Source organism: Arthrobacter sp. lap29 (genome assembly GCF_032458965.1).
Classification (GTDB): domain Bacteria; phylum Actinomycetota; class Actinomycetes; order Actinomycetales; family Micrococcaceae; genus Specibacter; species Specibacter psychrochitiniphilus.
In genome coordinates this window covers 254,402-273,541 of sequence record NZ_JAUCEK010000006.1, presented here as the reverse complement: position 1 = coordinate 273,541, position 19,140 = coordinate 254,402, and the positions used below count along the sequence as shown (strand labels likewise).

Annotated in this window: 7 protein-coding genes; 6 read left to right on the top strand and 1 reads right to left on the bottom strand. The window is 58.4% G+C overall.

Annotated elements, in window-relative coordinates; all coding sequences use genetic code 11:
* Positions 1-17: 17 nt before the first annotated feature.
* Positions 18-2,213, bottom strand: coding sequence for a DUF222 domain-containing protein (locus RY113_RS12495; protein WP_315914809.1), 2,196 nt, complete (start codon positions 2,211-2,213; stop codon positions 18-20).
* Between the two features lie 226 nt (positions 2,214-2,439).
* On the opposite strand from RY113_RS12495, the gene RY113_RS12490 reads away from it, so the two are divergent.
* From RY113_RS12490 to RY113_RS12465, 6 genes are all read left to right on the top strand, one after another.
* Positions 2,440-3,450: a biotin--[acetyl-CoA-carboxylase] ligase gene (locus RY113_RS12490; protein ID WP_315914808.1), complete on the top strand. Its 1,011-nt coding sequence runs from the start codon at positions 2,440-2,442 to the stop codon at positions 3,448-3,450.
* A complete protein-coding gene (locus RY113_RS12485) occupies positions 3,443-4,042 on the top strand; it encodes a PH domain-containing protein (protein ID WP_315914807.1) in 600 nt (199 codons plus the stop codon). The genes RY113_RS12490 and RY113_RS12485 overlap by 8 nt, the downstream gene beginning before the upstream one ends.
* Complete coding sequence (locus RY113_RS12480; protein ID WP_110104495.1) at positions 4,026-5,105, top strand: adenylate/guanylate cyclase domain-containing protein; 1,080 nt, start codon at positions 4,026-4,028, stop codon at positions 5,103-5,105. Before RY113_RS12485 ends, RY113_RS12480 begins: the two co-directional genes overlap by 17 nt.
* 154 nt (positions 5,106-5,259) lie before the next feature.
* On the top strand, positions 5,260-11,400 hold the full coding sequence (locus RY113_RS12475) for an Ig-like domain-containing protein (RefSeq protein WP_315914806.1): 6,141 nt from the start codon (positions 5,260-5,262) through the stop codon (positions 11,398-11,400).
* A gap of 227 nt (positions 11,401-11,627) precedes the next feature.
* Positions 11,628-17,825: an Ig-like domain-containing protein gene (locus RY113_RS12470; RefSeq protein ID WP_315914805.1), complete on the top strand. Its 6,198-nt coding sequence runs from the start codon at positions 11,628-11,630 to the stop codon at positions 17,823-17,825.
* A gap of 268 nt (positions 17,826-18,093) precedes the next feature.
* On the top strand, positions 18,094-19,065 hold the full coding sequence (locus tag RY113_RS12465) for a MoxR family ATPase (protein WP_110104491.1): 972 nt from the start codon (positions 18,094-18,096) through the stop codon (positions 19,063-19,065).
* Positions 19,066-19,140: the final 75 nt, after the last annotated feature.

The following is a 19,140-nucleotide window of genomic DNA, read 5'->3' as shown; positions in this document are numbered from 1 at the left end:
AGTTGTTGTCTTTTGATCTAGTTGGTGTTTTTTGGGAGGCCGTGGTGGTAGTTGTTGCGGCGTTTGGTTTGGGTGGGGTCGATGGTGAAGGGGGGTGTGTACCAGGGTGTGCCGTTGATGAGTTGTAGTTGCCATTGGCTGTGGTGGAGGAGGGTGTGGTGGTGTTGGCAGAGGAGGGTGGCGTTGTTGAGGTTGGTGGGGCCGCCGTCTTGCCAGGGAGTGATGTGGTGGGCTTCGCACCAGGTGGCGGGGCTGGTGCAGTCGGGGAAGGTGCAGCCGAGATCGCGGGCGTAGAGGGCTTTGCGTTGGGTGGGGGTGAAAAGGCGTTGGGTGCGGCCGAGGTTGATGATGTTTTGGCCGGTGCTGTAGGTGATGGTGGTGATCTCAGGGTCACAGAGGGTTTGTGCGAAGAGGTTCAGCGGCATGGGGCCGCTATGGGTGGTGTAGATAGTGCCGGTGCCGGTGGCGGTGTTGTTGCGGAGTTCTGCTTCGGTGCAGCTGAGGATGAGTTGGGTTTTCAGGCCGCCGTTGAGGGGGAGTTTTCCGGTGCGGGCGGCGAGTTTGACGCAGGAGATGAGTCCGTCGAGGAGTTTTTGTCCGTAGGTGCGGGTGTCTTTCACGGCCGGGTCGGTGCTGTTCGGGTCGATGGAATCTAGCCCTTCGAAGGGTTCGTTGCTGCCCGGGGCTGGGACGTTGATGCCGTAGAGCTGATGAGGCCACGGCACTGTTTCCTCAGCATCCACTGGATCCGCTGGATCCGCAGCATTCGCAGCATTCACTGGATCCGCAGTTTTGGCTGCAGCCACCGCAGCCCCCGCGTCCACTGCATTATCGGTAGATGCGGTAGTTACTGGGTCCGCTGCTTGTACTGGATGCTCTGTTGCGGCTGGGGCGAACCAGAACCAGGTATCGCCGTCGAAGACGGGGGCGATGGCGTTCTCGGGGGCTTGTGGTGGCCGTGGTGGTATTTCCCCGGGTTCTAGCTTGCGGCGCCATCCGTTACCCAGAGGTGGTGGTGTGACTCTGGCCGGTTCTGGTTCCGTGGTTTTCGTCAGCGTTGGCGGGTCAGATAATTCGGGTGGCTCGGGTGGCTCTGGCTCTGGTGGGTTGGGGGTGGTGAACTGGGCGGAGAGATCGCGTAGTTGTTCTAGAAGTGAGCTTTGCCCAGTACATTCTGGGTTACGGCTGGTGTCTGTCCCGCCGCTGGTATTTGTGCCGGAAGTCCCGACTGTGCCGTCGAATCCGGCTGCTTCGTTGGTGCTGGCAGTGGTGTCGGTGCCGTCTTCTTGGTCTGGGTCGTTGGTGTTGATGGTGTTGGGGTTGGTGTGTTTGTTGGGGTTGGTGGCGAAGCTGATCAGGGCGAAGAGTTGTTCGTATTGTTCGATGGTGCAGGCGCCGTAGAGGGAGACGAGTCCGCGGCGGGGTTGGCGGAAGAACAGGCCTTGTTTGGCGATGAGGTCTGAGGTGCTGGGTTTGTTGCCGTCGGGGTCTAGGTGACTCATGATCTGGTTGCCTACGGCACGGATGAAATCGGGGCCTTGGAGTTGGGCGGTAGAGACGAGTGCTTCTTCAACCTCGGTGGCTTCTTCGGTGCTGATACGCGCGTTTTTAGCCAGCCGGGAGGCTTCATCGAGGTAATGGGCTACGGTAAGGGCACGTTCTTGAGAGAGGGAGCCGTTGAAGAATGCTGTTGCTAGGCCTGTGTAAGCGGTAGGGGCTGTGGTACCGGTAATGGGGTCGGTGATGGGGAGGACTTCTTTAGCCAGGCGGATGCGCCGGTTCGCTTCGGAGGTGCTTAGTTGCAGGGATTGCACTAGGAGGTTGGTGCCTCCTCGGGCTCCGGTCTCTGCGTAGCGCCCTGCGTGGACTCGTTCGTTGAGTTCACCGGCGGCTTGTACTGCTAGGGCTTGGCCAAAGCGTAGGAGTTGCTCAAGGTCTTGAGCCCACCGAACACATTCCACATCAGTGAACACCCCGAGATCCAGGCCCATACTGACCTCCCGGCCCAGAACAGGGCCAGGATCCTGTGAAGGGCCAGCGCTGCTAGAACAGGCAGTGGGCGCAGCAGGCTCGCCCACCGTGTTAGCACCAGTGGGCTCGGTGGTGGTGGATAGTGCGTGGGCGAGGTTGAGAAGTTGATGAACGTGGTCACCAACTCGTAAAGCCCCTGAAAGGGATCCCGGATTGACCGGGTTCCCCCTTGCTGTATCCATACATCTATTCTATTAGCAGGCACTGACATAGAACATGAGACCAAGCACATCCGTGAACCACCACATCACCAACACCCCTGTGGAGGAAACAACACCGCCACCACGGCCGTCGAGATCCGGAAAGTGGACCACTGACTGCCGAAACGGACTGGAAACCCGTGGGAAATGGCCATTCTCCACCTGTGGAGTGATGCATCAGCCTTGAGGCCTGACTAAGATTGGAACCATGACTGGCACAGCCACAACACCTGAACAGAATGGTCCTGGGCGACCCCAAACGGATGTGCCGCAAGCTGATTTTGTTCTAGACAGGAACCAGCTCAAGGCTGCCCTTCTGAGCCCGCAGGGAGGCTTTGCCCGCGTTGATGTAGTGGAATCCGCAGGCTCAACCAACACTGACTTGGCTGCGAATGCTGCTGACACGCAACAATTTTGGCCTGACCTCAGCGTCCTGATCGCCAATGCTCAACCGGCCGGCAAGGGGCGTCTGGGGAGGACCTGGGAGGCGCCAGCGGGTACTGCCATGATTTCTAGCGTGCTGGTATGGCCTGGGGAGCAGTGCGTAAGCAACGGTTCGGGAACTTCCTTCGCGCCCACAGGTTATGGCTGGCTCTCGATCCTTGCCGCAGTGGCGTTGTGTCAGGCATTGCGTACAGAAACAGGTGTCTTGGCCACGCTGAAATGGCCCAATGACGTGGTGGTGAACTCACGGAAACTGGCGGGAATCCTGGCCCAAGTTGTCCCGGGAACCCCAGCTGAGCAGGCCGTCCCGGGGACTGCGGCGGCCGCACTCACCCCGGTGGGGCCCGGCGTCGTGGTTGGGGTTGGTGTCAACGTCAGTGCCCGCGAGGAGGATCTGCCAACAGATCGTGCCACATCATTGTTGGTGGAGGGCGTCCCGGCGCCGGGCCTTGATAGGAATAAGCTCCTTCCTGCGTACTTGAACAATTTTGCGGCGCTGTACCAAGCGTTTGCGGCTGTTGGTGGGGATGCCCAGTTACCTCTCGCGGGGGGAGTCAGTGCGCTGGCGCTTGCTAAGTCTCTGATGAGTACGCTGGGACAGCAAGTGCGGGCCGAGCTGCCCGGTGGCACCATGCTCCATGGCACAGCCATTGACGTCAATGCTGACGGCAGTTTGCGGCTCCGGGATGAGCAAGGAACGCAGCACACGGTCAGTGCTGGCGACGTGCTGCACCTTCGCCGTACCGGATCCGATGGTGCGATCGGCTATGCGTAAGTTACTGCTGGAACATGAGCAGGTACAGATCTCCAACCGTCCCCATTCACGAATACTTTTATGGCCCATCTCCGTGGGCCTGATGGCCGTCATGGTGGGTTCGGCGGCCTTGGAAAAGCTGCAACCTCACACCTTCTCCGAATGGGCTCCAGGGGCTGAGCCGCTCCGTGAGCCGCTGATGGTTTGTGTGGTGGTTTTGGTAGTGTTGGTGTGGCTTTTCTATCCGCTTCGGCGGGTACTGCGGTGGACTGGGACAAAATATGTTCTGACCAACCAAAGGCTGCTGGTACGTAAAGGCCTCATGGGCAGGCGTTTTCAAGTACGCGCCTTGACCCAGATCAAGGAACTGCGTCCGGTGCAGAATTGGCGCCAAAGAATGGTCGGTTCGGGTGACTTGGAACTTCTCATGCACCCCGACACCGTAGTGGTTATACCCGAAATTCCGCACTGGAATGAATTTATTAAAGATGCCCAACAATTTTGGGCTACGGAGTTCCGAGAGCCCATGCAGCAAACACCCCGGGAACGGGACTACGCTGGTGTGGTTGGGATGAGCGAAAAGGAGCAGCGCAAGCTTGGAAGAGACCATTGATCCACCCGAGCCGCTGTTGCCGCCTGCCTCGCACAATCAAACCAAGGCACTGGAAACACAACTCTTGGGCGGCGAACGGACGCTCAGGCGCCGTGAAGTTGCCGCCGGAGTTGGCGTTTCACTATTGTCGGCACGCAAAATATGGCGTGCCATGGGTTTCCCCAACATTGGGGACGAGGATATGGCCTTCACTCCGCGTGACCAGGAAGCCCTGCAAATAGTTGTCACCATGGTCCGTGAGGGGCTATTAACAGAAGAAACCGCCATTTCAGTCACCCGCTCCATCGGTCAGATGACTGACAGGATGGCTGTTTGGCAGATTGAGGCTCTCGTGGAGGACCTCGTGGTGGAACATGGTGTTAGTGACGCCGAAGCTCGGCGCGCGGTGGTTTCCGAGCTCCCCAATCTCATTGCGCCCCTTGAAGAACTGTTGATTTATTCCTACCGGCGCCAGCTCAACGCTGGCGTCCAGCGCCTAGCGGTGCGCGCTGAAGAAGGCCTCGCGTCCAGTGAATTGGGGCGCGACGGCGATGAGGACGACGCGCCGCTGCCCCTGGCACGCGCCGTGGGCTTCGCAGATCTGGTCAGCTACACCTCCCTGTCACGGCGCATGAATGAAAAGACCCTGGCACGCCTGGTCCAGCGCTTTGAAAATGTTTGCGCCGAGATTATCAGCGTGGGCGGTGGCCGCTTGGTCAAAACCATCGGTGATGAAGTCCTCTTTAACTGTGAAACACCGGTGGCCGGTGCCCAGATTTCCTTGTCACTGGCAGAAGCCATGGCAGCGGATGACTTCCTGCCCGAAGCCCGTGTGGCCATGGTCTGGGGACGGGTGCTCTCCCGCTTGGGTGATATTTACGGACCCACCGTTAACCTGGCCGCCCGGCTGACCTCCTTGGCCGAACCTGGGACAGTGCTCATTGACTCAGTGACAGCCTCGGCACTAACTAATGACGACCGCTTTGTGCTGACCCAGCTGCCGGTTGAAAACGTGCGCGGCTTTGGCGAGATTGCCCCTGTATTGCTGGGACGGGGCAAAGGCCAAGGCTTGGTAGTGGACTAAAAAGGTCTGGTAGTGGACTAGTAAAGCAATTTCTGCGGGTATGCCAATCAACTGGAAGAATCCGGTAGTCTAACAGTGGCATTTTGTGGGCACTTTGGGCCGCAAAAATGGTTGTACCCCATTCCCCACTGCAGAGGGGCAGCAAAGGCTAGTCATGGCATTAACAGACATATTCAAGCGCACCGGCAACAAAAAACAATTCTTTGGAGCGTCAGCGGCCGTATTAACGGCCGCTGCTGTTGTGACAGGTGCCATTGTGTACCCGGGATTCACTACGGCTGATGTTGATCTCAATGATGGCAGCGTGTGGGTAACTAACCGTGCTGAAGGCTTGGTAGGTCACCTCAATGACCAATCGAAGGTCCTTGACGGTGGTTTTGCTGCTACCTCCACCACTTTCGATGTGGTGCAAGATGGTGGCAACGTGTTCATGAGTGGCGAGGGCGGCAACCTCCTGAACCCTGTGAACGTGCCGATGATGGCGATGTCCTCCGAGACGGACCTGGGCGGGTCCAAGCAAGTGTCACAGGGTACCAATATTGTCTCGTTGACGGATTCTGGTGCGGGTAAGGTGTGGGCTCTGGCTAATGAGGCGGTGCCTGGTTTTAGTCAAAAGACCACAGCGCCCATCCTGACCAAGTTGGGTAGTGCTGTTTCTGTGACGGCGCCTGATGAAACCATTTTTACGGTGGATGGTGAGGCTGGCGAGCTAATCACCACCACCATGAACGAATCCGGCAAGGTTGCCTCCCAGGATCGGGTGAAAGTTGAGGGGCTGGCTGGCACGGGCGAGAAACAAATCACTGTGGCAGGGGGCAAAGCTGTTGTCTTTTCCCCCGAATCTCAGACCTTGTTCCTGCCGGACGGCAAACGCGTAACCATCCCCGATTCCAAGAGCGCCGTGCTGGCTCAGCCCACTGTTGACGGGAATTTTGTGGCGCTGCAAACGGCCACAGCGTTGTTCACACAGCCCTTGGACGGTTCTGCGGCGAAGGTACTGGAACTGGGGACCACGGCTAAGGCTGTGGCGCCCGTGGTGCAGAACGGCTGTGTTCATGCTGCCTGGTCCGGCGCCAACAAGTACGTACTCGCGTGCAACGGTGCTGGCAAGTTGGTGGAGATTCCCAAGGCTTCGGCAAAGTCTGAGTTTGTGTTCCGGAAGAACCGTGACGTGGTGGTTCTCAACGATGTGAACACCGGTAACGTCTGGCTGGTCAACCAGAACATGCTGCTGGTCAATAACTGGGATGATCTAAAAACCGATTTGAAAAAGGCAGACAACGCGGACAAGGAATCTGCTGACCCCAACGTGGTAAATACCTTGCCGGACAGGACAAAGCCGAACCGTCCCCCGGAAGCTGCCCCAGACTCCTTTGGGGTGCGGGCGGGCAAGACCACTATTTTGCCGGTGCTCTTCAATGACTCCGATCCCGACGGTGACGTACTGACTGTGGAGCCTCCCACAACTGACCCCGAGATTGGTGCACTCCAGTCCATTTACGATGGCACTGGGTTGCAGATCAACGTTCCCGAGAATGCCACTGGCGCAGGCACGTTCAGCTACACAGCCAATGATGGCCGTGCAGGAACCGCTCAGGGGTCCGTTAATATACGCGTGGTGCCCGAGAGTGAAAACTCCCCGCCCAACACCATGCGCACCACCACGTTGGTGATAGAACAAGGCCAGACCATGAAGCAAAACGTGCTGACGGACTGGATAGACCCTGATGGGGATGACATCTTCTTGAACAGTGCCGTCTCCGATGATGACTCCGCTGCCATCAAGACCACGCCCGACGGCGAACTGAGCTACACCGACGATGGTGAAGGCATCGGCATGAAGACCATGACGGTGACCGTCTCCGATGGCCAGGACGTCACCGAGAAGCAGCTCAAGGTCAACGTCAAAGCTGCGGGGGGAGTGCCTCCTGTGGCGAATGCAGACCATGTCCGCGCAGTAGTTGGCCAGCCGGTAGTGTTGGCGCCGCTAAAGAATGATCAGGATCCGGCAGGTGGAAAGCTCCGGCTCGCCAGTATCTCCCGCCCACCGAACACCACAGTGTCAGAAATTGCTGACAACGGCACAGTAACCTTCACCTCGAACACGCCGAAGGAAGAGTATCTGGAATACCAGGTGACCAATGGGCCCCAGAGCGCCACCGGTCTGATCCGGGTGGATGTGGTGGAAGCTGACCGCCAAGGGTTGCCTATAGCTGTTACGGACTTGGTGATGCTGCCTTCAGGTGGTTCGGCACTGGTAGATGTCTTGGGCAACGATTCAGATCCTGCCGGGGGAGTACTGGTGATTCAATCAGTGGAACTACCGGCAGGTTCCCCTGTTTCAGCAACCATCATTGACCGCAGCATCATCAAAATCAATGACTTGCGCGGTCTGCGTGACAAGATGAGCCTTGAATACACCATCTCCAATGGTGCCGGCAGCGCCACCGGAGAGATCTCTGTGGTCAGGATCCCGGCACCCGATAAAATCCAGCCCCCACGGGTTGAACCCGATACTGCGATGGTGCGCGTGGGTGACGTAGTAAGCATCCCTGTCTTGGCCAATGACAGTGATCCCAATGGTGAGGTGCTCAAAGAACCCGTAGTAGATGAGGTGCCTGCCGCGGAATACGGGAAGTTGTTCGCGGATCAGAACCAGCTGCGTTTCATTGCCGGTGCCACACCGAAAACAGTCCAAGGCGTGTATAAGGTGGCCAACAGCTCCGGCCAGTTCAATTCAGCGCCAGTGACCATCACCATTGTGGCACCTGACCCGGAACGTAACCTCCCGCCAGCCCCCAAGAACCTGACCGGCCGTGTCATTGCCGGGGATCAAGTGCGCATTGCCGTGCCGCTGAACGCCATAGACCCCGAGGGTGATTCCGTGGAACTGGTAGGTATTGACAAGGGCCCGGCACTGGGCACCGCAGAGACCGGCAACGGCTACATTTTCTACACGGCAGCCGGTAGTTCTGCTGGCACTGACACCTTCACATACCGGGTTCGGGACAGGCTCGGGGCCGAGGCGGTAGCCCGCGTGGATGTGGGTGTGGCGCCGCCACTGGCACTGAACCACCCGCCCTTCACTGAGGATGATTACATTACAATGCGTCCGGGCCGGAAGGTCTCCTTGGATGTTCTTCTCAACGATTCCGATCCCGACGGCGGCCAGCTGGGCCTGGTCAAGGGTGGTTTCCAAGGCCCCGAAGAGATGCTTCCCGAGATCACCGATCAGGGCAAGGTGCTGGTGAGAGCGCCGAAGGAAACCGGCATTGCCACCATGATGTACACGGTTGCTGACAAGTTTGGGGCCAAAGCCACCGGCAATATCCGTATGACAGTCACCCCTGATGCCGCGCTGAAAGCCCCCATCGCCCGGGATGACCGGGTCACGGTGAAGCAAATGCTGGGCAAAAACACGGTAGATGTTCCCGTGCTGGAAAATGACGCTGATCCGGACGGTGTCACAGAAGATCTGAAGCTGAGCATTCAACCGGTCAAGGGCATTGTGACCGAATCCGCCACCGTCACCAGCAATGGTGCAGTGCGCATTGAACTGGGTCCGCAGGAACAGATGATTCCCTACACCATCACGGATCAAGATGGTTTGCAGGCCACCGCCGTGATTTGGGTGCCCGGCATGGACAAGCAATACCCGGTCCTGAAAAACAATAAAGTCATCCGCATGACGGCGGGTGCGAGTGCCACCATGATGCTCTCCGACTACGTCCAGGTGCGGGAGGGCCGCACGCCACGCCTGAGCGAGGCCGCCAAAATTTCCTTGGTCGGTGCCAGTAATGACAAGGTCATTGCCGGTGACGGTGCAGGAATCAACTACGCCTCAGACATTAAGTTCTATGGCCCCGGGTCCATCACCTTCGAGGTCACCGACGGCTCCGGCCCGGATGATCCCGAGGGCCTGAAATCAACGCTGACAGTGATGACTTTGGTAGACCCTGCACCGGCCAGCACCAAGGAGAAAAAGAAGAACACCCCGCCCACTTTCACGGGGGCTTCTCTAGATGTGCCCCAACAAGAGAGTGTGAAGCTCGACGTCGGCCCGCTCGCCTTTGATGTTGATCCTGGCGATCAGCAGAAATTCAAGTTCGCACTAGGGGAGAACAAGCCGGGCAACTTTGAGGTTGGCTTATCCGGAACTGTCCTGACCATCACCCAGCGAGACGGCACCAAGGTGGGCGAGCAAGGCACAATGACGCTCACCGTCACTGATGGGACCAACGCGCCGGTGACGGCGGATGTAGTGTTGCGTGCGACGTCGTCCGCCAAGCCCCTACCGGTGGCCAACGAGGATCTTGTTGTGGACGCCCATGCCGGCCAGGCCGAGGTGGTCAATGTGCTGGCTAATGACGTCAACCCGTTCCCGGACACGCCGCTGCGCGTGGTGGACACCATGACGGAAACCGGTTCTGCCGGCGTGACAGTCACGCACACGGATGGGGCCGTCACGGTCAATAGCGATCAAGACTACAAGGGCACCGTGGTGGTGCGTTACGTGGTGGAGGACAAAACTAAGGATCAGGCGCGGCACGCAACTGGCCGCATCAAAATCACTATCAAGGGCAGGCCGGACGCACCCACAAAACCTCAGGTTTTGGAGGAGAAGGACCAGGCCGTGTTGCTTACTTGGGATCCGCCAGCAGATAACGGCTCACCCATCACGAAGTACACGGTGGCCTGGGCAGGCGGTTCGCAAGATTGTGGAACTAACACGTGCACCATCACGGGACTGGATAACGCTACGGGCTACAAATTCACGGTGACCGCCACCAACGCGGTGGCGCAATCGCCGGCGTCGCCGGCGTCCGTCACTGCCACTCCGGACCGTAAACCGGATGCACCGGCTGCCCCCACCACCACATTTGGTGACAAGGCAGTGACCGTGGATTGGGTGACTCCAGTGGGTAAATTCTCTGCTGTCACTAAATTCACTGTGGAGATTTCCCCGGTACCGGCCGGGCAGAACGGCCAGCGGACAGGGCTCACAGGCAATTCCGTCACCTGGGACGGTTTGGCGAATGGGACCGGGTACCAATTCCGGGTCCAAGCCATTAACAATGCGCCCAAACCCTCTGACTGGGGGCCGTACTCGGCATCCGTGGTTCCGGCCGGTGTACCGGACGCGCCTGCCGCACCCACGGTTACTGTTTTGGATAAAGTTGGCAATCAAAACCAGATTTCGGTGCAGTGGAATGAGCCGTTCATCAATGGCGCGGCCATCAGCAAATACACTCTGACCCAGTCCGGCGGAGGGGACGGCGTGAGAACCTACACGCCCACCGGTACCAGCCAGACCGTCACAGTGGGTAACTCCACAGCGCCCTACATCTTCACCGTGACCGCCACCAACAAGGCAGGAACAAGTTCCTCGAGCCCTGCCTCGGCACCGCAGCGCGCTGTTGGGAAGGTAGCTATCATGGCAGCGCCGGAAATCGCGGTGGCCAATCAGAATGCGGCCGGTGGGCAAGTCACGGTGACCTACACCCCTCTCGATGACACACAGCGCAATGGTTTTGCCGCTAATGAGGTCACCTATTGTGTGACACTTTCCACCATGGGTGAAACATGTGGTATGGCGTCCGGGGCGGTCTTGGCAAGTACCAACGGCAAGGAAGTCTCTGCCACGGTCCGCGCCGAGGCAGCGGCGGGAGGGTTGAGCTCTGTGGGCGATGCCTCAAAGGCATCACTGGGAGTCACACCGCACGGAGTGCCGGGTGCTGCCGGTGTGGGTGGGAGCAACGGTGGAGAGGACTCCCAAAGTGTGTCCTATTCGTGGTCCTATCCCGGCGGGGCAGTGGACGCGGCCTCCGTCGAAGTGAAAGTGGGCTCCGGCGGCTGGAGCGCCAAATCCGGCAACGGTAGCACCACATATGATACTGGCGGGTACAACACCTCAGTGACTATTTCGGTTCGTGCCAAAAACTCCATTGGCACCTACGGTCCCGTAGCCTCGACGACCGTGACAAGTGGCCCCAAGAAGCCAACGCCGCCGGTCACCGAAGTTCGGGTCAAAGCCGGGGACTGGCACTCCTGCACCATGGGGCCCAGCGGGGGAGGAGTATTCAAGACCAACCCTGTTCGCTGTGATGGAGTTGAATCCCCAGGTGGGAATGTGAACCTTGGTGGCAACTGGCTGGACTACGCTGACGGCTGGGTCACGGTAACGGGCTGCCATAGCAACTGGTATGTCATGAGCAGCGGACCAGTCTCCGGACGTTGGGTCCGTAGCGACACCGTGGATGTACGCGACCGTAACGGTGGCAACATCCGCTGCTAGCTGGGGTGTTGGAGCTGCGGCATTGGGGAGCGCTCCTGTGAGGGGGAGAGCTCCCCATTGCCCTTGCTGGTGCGGTGTTGGATGCTGGCATTGGTACAGTTACGGCGGATGGGCCAGGAGTTAGTCCATTCGGCATATAATGTTGTTCTTGTGCCCCGTGCGCTGGAATCCGGCAAGGACGCGGCACACAGCAGTACCCACAGTAGCTATTTATTGGAGTCTGGCACATGGCATTGCAGTCACTCACAGGACGTTCACTGCGAAAAAAAGAGATCTTGGGGATCTCCGGAACACTTGTAGTGGTTGCGTCCCTGGTGACGGGAGCCATTGTGTACCCCGGATTTACCACGGCTGATGTTGATCTTAACGATGGCAGCGTGTGGGTTACTAACCGTGCTGAGGGCTTGGTAGGCCACCTCAATGACCAATCGAAGGTCCTCGATGGTGGTTTTGCCGCTACCTCCACCACTTTTGATGTGGTGCAGGATGCCGGGAATGTGTTCATGAGTGGCGACGGTGGCACTTTGTTGAATCCTGTCAGCGTGCCCATGATGGCGATGGCTTCCGAGACTGATTTGGGTGGTGGCAAACAAGTTTCCCAAGGTACCAATATTGTCTCGTTGACGGATTCTGGTGCGGGCAAGGTGTGGGCCCTCAGTAATGGGGAGGTGCCTGGTTTTAGTGAAAAGACCACGGCGCCCATTGTGAGCAAGTTGGGTAGTGCTGTTTCGGTGACGGCGCCCGATGACACCATTTTCACGGTGGATGGTGGGGCTGGCGAGCTGATTACCACCACCTTGACCGACGCCGGGAAGGTTGCCTCCCAGGAGCGGGTGAAAGTTGAGGGGCTCGCCGGTAAGTCTGACGTTCAGCTCACTGTTGCCGGGGGGAAGCCGGTTGCTTTTTCCGCTGAGTCCGGGACTGTCTTTTTACCTGGCGGCAAGAGTGTGAAGATCCCCGATGCACAGGGTGCCTTGCTGGCTCAGCCCACTGCTGACGGGAATTTCGTGGCAGTGGAAACGGCCACGGCATTGTTCACACAGCCCTTGGACGGTTCTGCGGCGAAGGTGCTGGAACTGGGGACCACGGCTAAGGCTGTTGCTCCCGTAGTGCAGAACGGTTGTGTTCATGCTGCCTGGTCCGGGGCTAACAAGTATGCGCTCTCTTGTGACGGTGCCGGAGAGTTGATTGATATTCCCAAGGCTTCGGCAAAGTCTGAGTTTGTGTTCCGGAAGAACCGTGACGTGGTGGTTCTCAACGATGTCAATACCGGCAATGTGTGGCTGGTCAACCAGAACATGCTTCTGGTGAATAACTGGGATGATCTAAAAACTGATTTGAAGAAGGCGGACAACGCTGAGAAGGAATCTGCTGATCCCAACGTGGTGAACACGTTGCCGGATAGGACAAAGCCGAACCGTCCTCCGGAAGCTGCCCCTGACTCCTTTGGGGTACGCGCGGGCAAGACCACTATTTTGCCTGTTCTCTTTAACGACTCCGATCCTGATGGTGACGTGCTCACCGCCGAGCCTCCTGCCACTGACCCCGAGGTAGGCGGCGTCCAGTCCATTTACGGTGGTACCGGATTGCAGATCAAGGTTCCCGAAGGCGCAGCTGGCGCAGGGACCTTCATGTACACCGCCAATGATGGCCGGAAGGGAACTGCTCAGGCCTCCGTGAACGTGCGCGTGGTGCCTGAGAGTGAAAACTCCCCGCCCAAGGCCATGCGTGACTCCACCATGGTGGTAGAACAAGGCCAGACCATGAAGCAAAACGTGCTGGCAGACTGGATTGACCCTGATGGGGATGACATCTTCTTGACTGGAGCAGTCTCGGATGATGAGTCCGCGGTCATTAAGACCACCCCGGATGGGCAACTTAGCTACAAGGATGATGGCGAGAACGCCGGGCTGAAGACCATGACCATCACAGTTTCCGATGGCCAGGACAGCACCGAGAAGAAAATCAAGGTCAACGTCAAACCTGGCGGTACGGTTCCCCCGGTAGCCAATGCGGACTTCTTCCGAGCTGTGGTCAACCAGCCCATCGCGCTGGCCCCATTACGCAACGATCAGGACCCTTCGGGAGGGAAACTGCGTCTGGCCAGCGTGTCCAAGGTACCCAACGCCACTATCTCCAAAATCGCGGACAACGGCACGGTCACCTTTACGGCCAGCTCACCTGGAGAGGTGTACCTGGAATATCAGGTAACCAACGGACCCATGAGCGCCACCGGCCTGATCCGTGTTGATGTTGTTCCCGAAAACACCAAGGGCTTACCCGTGGCTGTGAAGGATCTGGCCATGCTGCCAGCCGGAGGATCAGTTTTGGTGGATGTGCTGGGCAATGACGAGGACCCGGCGGGAGGAGTCCTGGTGATCCAGTCCGTGGATGTCCCGGCCGGCTCACCTGTTTCCGCAACCATCATTGAACGCAATGTCATCAAGCTCAGCGATGTCCGCGGACTCACTGGCGCTATGAGCATTAAGTACACCATCTCCAACGGCACCGGCAGCTCCGTGGGAGAGGTTGCGATCATCCGGATTCCCGCAGCAGATAAGTTACTGGCGCCCCGCGCAGAAGCTGACACTGCCACGGTGCGTGTAGGGGATGTGGTGAGTATTCCCGTCCTTCTCAATGACACCGATCCCAACGGTGAAGTACTCAAGGAACCGCTGGTGACAGAAGCCGGCAACGCTGACATGGGTAAGTTGTTCTCGGACCAAAACCAGCTACGTTTCATTGCCGGGATGACGCCAGGAAAGCTCAGCGGCGTATACAAGGTGAGCAATAGCTCGGGTCAGTCAAACTCGGCGCAAGTGACCGTCACCATTGTGGCTGCAGATCCCGAACACAATCTACCGCCTGCTCCGAAGAACCTCACTGGCCGCGTGATTGCAGGGGACCAGATCCGTATCCCTGTGACCCTGAACGGCATTGACCCCGAGGGTGACTCAGTAGAGCTGGTGGGCATTGACAAGGCGCCCTCACTAGGCACGGCGGAAACCGGCAACGGCTACATTTTTTACACAGCGGGCGGAAACTCTGCCGGCACTGATACCTTCAGCTACCGGGTTCGGGACCGGCTCGGCGCCGAAGCCATTGCCCGCGTGGATGTGGGTGTGGCCCCGCCACTTGCACTGAACCACCCGCCCGTCACCGAGGATGATTACATTACGATGCGTCCGGGCCGGAAAGTATCCCTGGATGTTCTTCTGAACGATTCCGACCCCGACGGTGGCCAGCTGGGTCTGGTCAAGAATGGCTTCAAGGGCCCCGAGGAGATGCTGCCTTCGGTCACCGATAAGGGCAAGGTGTTGGTAACTTCACCCTTGGAACCCGGTATCGCCACCATGATGTACACGGTTTCTGACAAGTTTGGGGCCAAAGCCACCGGTAATATCCGCATGACGGTCACCCCCAAAGCAGCATTGAAGGCCCCCATCGCCCGAGATGACAGGGTCACAGTGAAGCAAATGCTGGGCAAAAATACGGTAGATGTTCCCGTGTTGGAAAATGATGCTGACCCAGACGGTGTGACCGAAGAGCTGAAAGTTTCCGTGGAAGGCGCTCCAGGGGGCCCCGCACCCGATGCCACTGTCACCTCGGACGGTGCTGTGCGAGTTGTTTTGGCTGCCGCCGATCAAATGATTCCTTACACCATCACTGATCAGGACGGTTTGAAAGCCACAGCCGTTATTTGGGTGCCGGGCCTGGATAAGCAGTACCCCGTACTCAAGAGTCATGACGTCATCCGCATGACAGCTGGCGAAAGTGCCACCATGAAGCTCTCTGATTACGTCCAGGTGCGGGAGGGGCGCACGCCCCGCCTGACCGAGGCGTCCAAGATTTACCTTCTGGGCGCTTCCAATGAGGATGTTATTGCAGGTGACGGTACAGCGATTAAATACGCCTCCAATATCAAGTTCTACGGTCCGGGTTCCATCACCTTTGAGGTCACTGATGGCTCCGCTCCCGATGATCCCGAAGGCCTGAAATCAACACTGACAGTGATGACTCTGGTGGATCCCGCACCGGTGGCAAAGCCCAGTGATGACAAAAAGAAGGATGACAAAAAGGAAGAGAAGAAGAATACCCCTCCCACCTTCACCGGCTCCCTTTTGGATGTTCCGCAGCAAGAGTCCGTGACCCTCGATGTTGGGCCACTGGCCTTTGACATTGATCCGGGTGATAAAGAGAAGTTCAAGTTCGCGGTGGTGGGCGGCACTCCCGCCGGCTTCAAGGTGAACCTGGCCGGTAGCGTCCTGAGTGTTTCACTCCAAGACAGCACCAAAGTGGGCGCCACGGGTACCATCACGGTCCAGGTTGAGGATGGCACTAATCCTCCTGTTCCTGCGGAAGTGCTGCTCAAAGCCATCTCCTCCTCGGAACCCTTGGCTGTGGCCAACGAGGACATTGTTCTGGACGCTCATGCTGGCCGGGTGGAAACCATCAAGGTTCTTGAAAATGACGTCAACCCTTTCCCAGATACGCCCCTGAAGGTAGTGGGAACATCAGTGGAGACCGGTAGCGCTGGCATCACCGTCACTAATAAGAATGACTCCGTCTCCGTCAACACCGCCGAAGACTACAAGGGCACAGTGGTGGTGCGTTACATCATTGCTGACAAGACCAACAATGAGGACCGGTACGCCAACGGCCGGATTCGCATCACAGTCAAGGGCCGGCCGGATTCACCTGCCAAACCCCAAGTGGAAGAGGAGAAGGATCAAGCCGTCCTGCTCACGTGGGATCCGCCAGCAGATAACGGCTCACCCATCACCAGTTACACGGTGGCGTGGGCTGGCGGTAGCCAGGAGTGTGCCACAAACACGTGCACCATCACGGATCTGACCAACACCAAAACATACAACTTCACGGTGACGGCCACGAACGCCGTGGGCACCTCACCGGCATCCAAGGCCTCCGTAGGCGCCACACCGGACCGTATCCCCGACACCCCGCTGGCACCAACCACAGTGTTCGGTGATAAGTCCGTGGTGGTTAGCTGGGTGACCCCGGTGGGTCCCTATTCCGCAGTGACCAAGTTCAACGTGGAGATTTCCCCGGCACCCTCGGGGCAAAACGGCCAAAAGCCAGGCCTCACAGGAAACCAGACCACGTGGAACAATCTCGAGAATGGTACGGAATACCAATTCCGCGTCCAAGCGATTAACAAGGCCCCCAATCCCTCAGAATGGAGTGCTTATTCCACCTCCGTGATCCCGGCTGGTGTGCCCGGTGTTCCTGCCGTGCCCGCCGTGACAACCAATAAGGCCGTGGGATCCAACAGCCAGGTGAGTGTTTCCTGGGAGCAGCCGTTTATTAACGGTGACCCCATCTCCAAATACGAGGTGGAACGTTCCGGCGGTGGGCAGGGGACTTCCACGCAAACGGTGACAGGCCTGAGTACCACCTTCTCCGTGAGCACGTCAACAGAGGGCTACCAGTACCGGGTGCGGGCAACGAACAAGGCCGGCACCACCGCGTGGAGTGGAATGTCCGCGCCACAACGTGCCCTGGGTAAGATCACGGGGATCCCCGCAGCGCCGGGGCTAACCTTGGTGGGCACGGGCGGATCCGGTGGGCAGGTCAAGGTCAGCTATGGCGCCATTCCCCAGAGTCAGCTCAACGGCTACGCCAGTGGCGAGGTCCAGTACTGTGTCACTCTCACTCCCGGCACTACCAGCTGCGGTGTGCCGTCCGGGGTGGTCCTGAACTCTCCGAACGGTACCCCCGTCTTCGCCAACGTCTATGCGCAGCCAACATCCAATGCTGGCGACCGCAGTGATACTTCCGGTGCGTCCGCGAAACTGGCACCGTATGGAACTCCTGGAACTCCTGGAGTGGGTGGTAGTAATGGGGCAGAGGATCAGCAATCAGTGAGCTACTCGTGGGCCTATCCCGGCGGGGCCGTGGACGCGGCCTCGATTGAGGTGAAAGTGGGCTCCGGTGGTTGGGCTGCCAAATCCGGCAATGGGAGTGCCACGTACAACACGGGTGGCTACAGTACTTCGGTGACCATCTCTGTTCGCTCCAAAAACTCGGTGGGCACCTACGGTCCTGTTGTGTCCAAGACACTGACCAGCGGACCCAAGAAACCGCCACCGCCGCCCGTGACAGAATGGAACATTACCCATAGCATCGGCAACCGGACTTGCATGGATGCTTTGGGTAGTACCAACTGGACCGGCAGTAGCTGTTCCGGTGGGCACTGGTTGAACCCAGGCCAGACCATTGTCAGCAACTGCTACGTCTGGCGAGATAGCAGTTCGGGGAACCAAGGCAACTGGTTCCGCCAGGTTAGCGGACCCAACGGAGCCAACAACGGCTTGTTTGCCCGATGGGATGCCTTCAGTGGTTCCCCTTCCTGGACGCCCAGCCCCAACATGCCGAAGTGTCCGCAAGGGCCAGGGCAGTGGTGATGGGCTTCTCGCCCAGTAACTAGTAGCCCAGAAACGTCTAGCCCATCGGCGCCTATTGTGTTTGGGTCAACTGCTGCATAATTCAAGCACGGCGCGTATGTCAACGGCGGCCCCGGCTCATGCCGGGGCCGCCGTTGCTCAAGTGAATAACAAAGTGAAAGTGTTGAATAAGTCCCGCTAATAGCGAGTAACGCCAACTAGTGGATAAACTAATGCAGGTTTTGCTGCAAACGATGCACGAATCTAAATAATCGAAAGAGGATGACATATGTCCATGACGCCCGAACAGGCCACATGGTTTGCAGGAACATTCGAGAAGTTGGTGGCTAATGTTGGTCAGGCGATTCTGGGTAAGTCTCAGGTCATCAGCCTGACCTTGGCCGCTATGCTCGCCGAGGGGCATGTTCTGTTTGAGGACGCTCCGGGCACCGGCAAGACCATGCTCGCCAGGGCCCTGTCAGCGACGGTCAAGGGCAGCAACAGCCGCATCCAGTTCACCCCTGATCTGCTGCCTTCCGATGTGACTGGCGTCATGATCTATGATCAGAAGATTCAGGAATTCGAATTCCACAAGGGCCCCATCTTCGCCACGATTGTGCTGGCCGATGAGATTAACCGGGCCTCCCCGAAAACGCAGTCAGCACTGCTGGAGGTCATGGAAGAGTCCCGTGTGACCATGGACGGCAACACGCACGAGGTGGGCCGGCCCTTCATGGTGCTTGCCACTCAAAACCCCATTGAGCAGGCCGGTACCTACCGCCTCCCCGAAGCTCAGCTGGACCGCTTCCTAGTCAAGACCTCCATCGGCTACCCGGACCATGCCTCAACGGTCCAACTGCTGGCCGGTTCCAGTCAGCGTGACAGGACCTCCTCCCTGCAGGCCATCATCACACCGCAGGCAGTTTCGGAGATGGCGGACCTGGCCTCAACCACTCATGCGGATGCGGCCGTGTTGGAATACATCTCGCGCTTGTGTGAAGAAACCCGCAACGCTCCGGAAACCCGCCTGGGTGTTTCTGTCCGTGGCGCCATCGCCATGGTTCGCCTTGCCAAGGTGTGGGCGGCTGCGAAGGGCCGCAACTATGTACTGCCCGATGATGTCAAGGAATTGGCGCCGTACGTGTGGACGCACCGCTTTGTCATGGATCCTGAAGCGGAATTTGCCGGTGCCACTCCCGAAGCAGTCCTGAGCCGCATCATGGCTGAGGTCGCGCCTCCGCAGCAGCGCGCTTCCGTCTAAACACACCAGCACCCTAATCACACCAGCACCATAAGCACGGAAGCACAGCTACGTCATAAGCACAGCAACACCAGC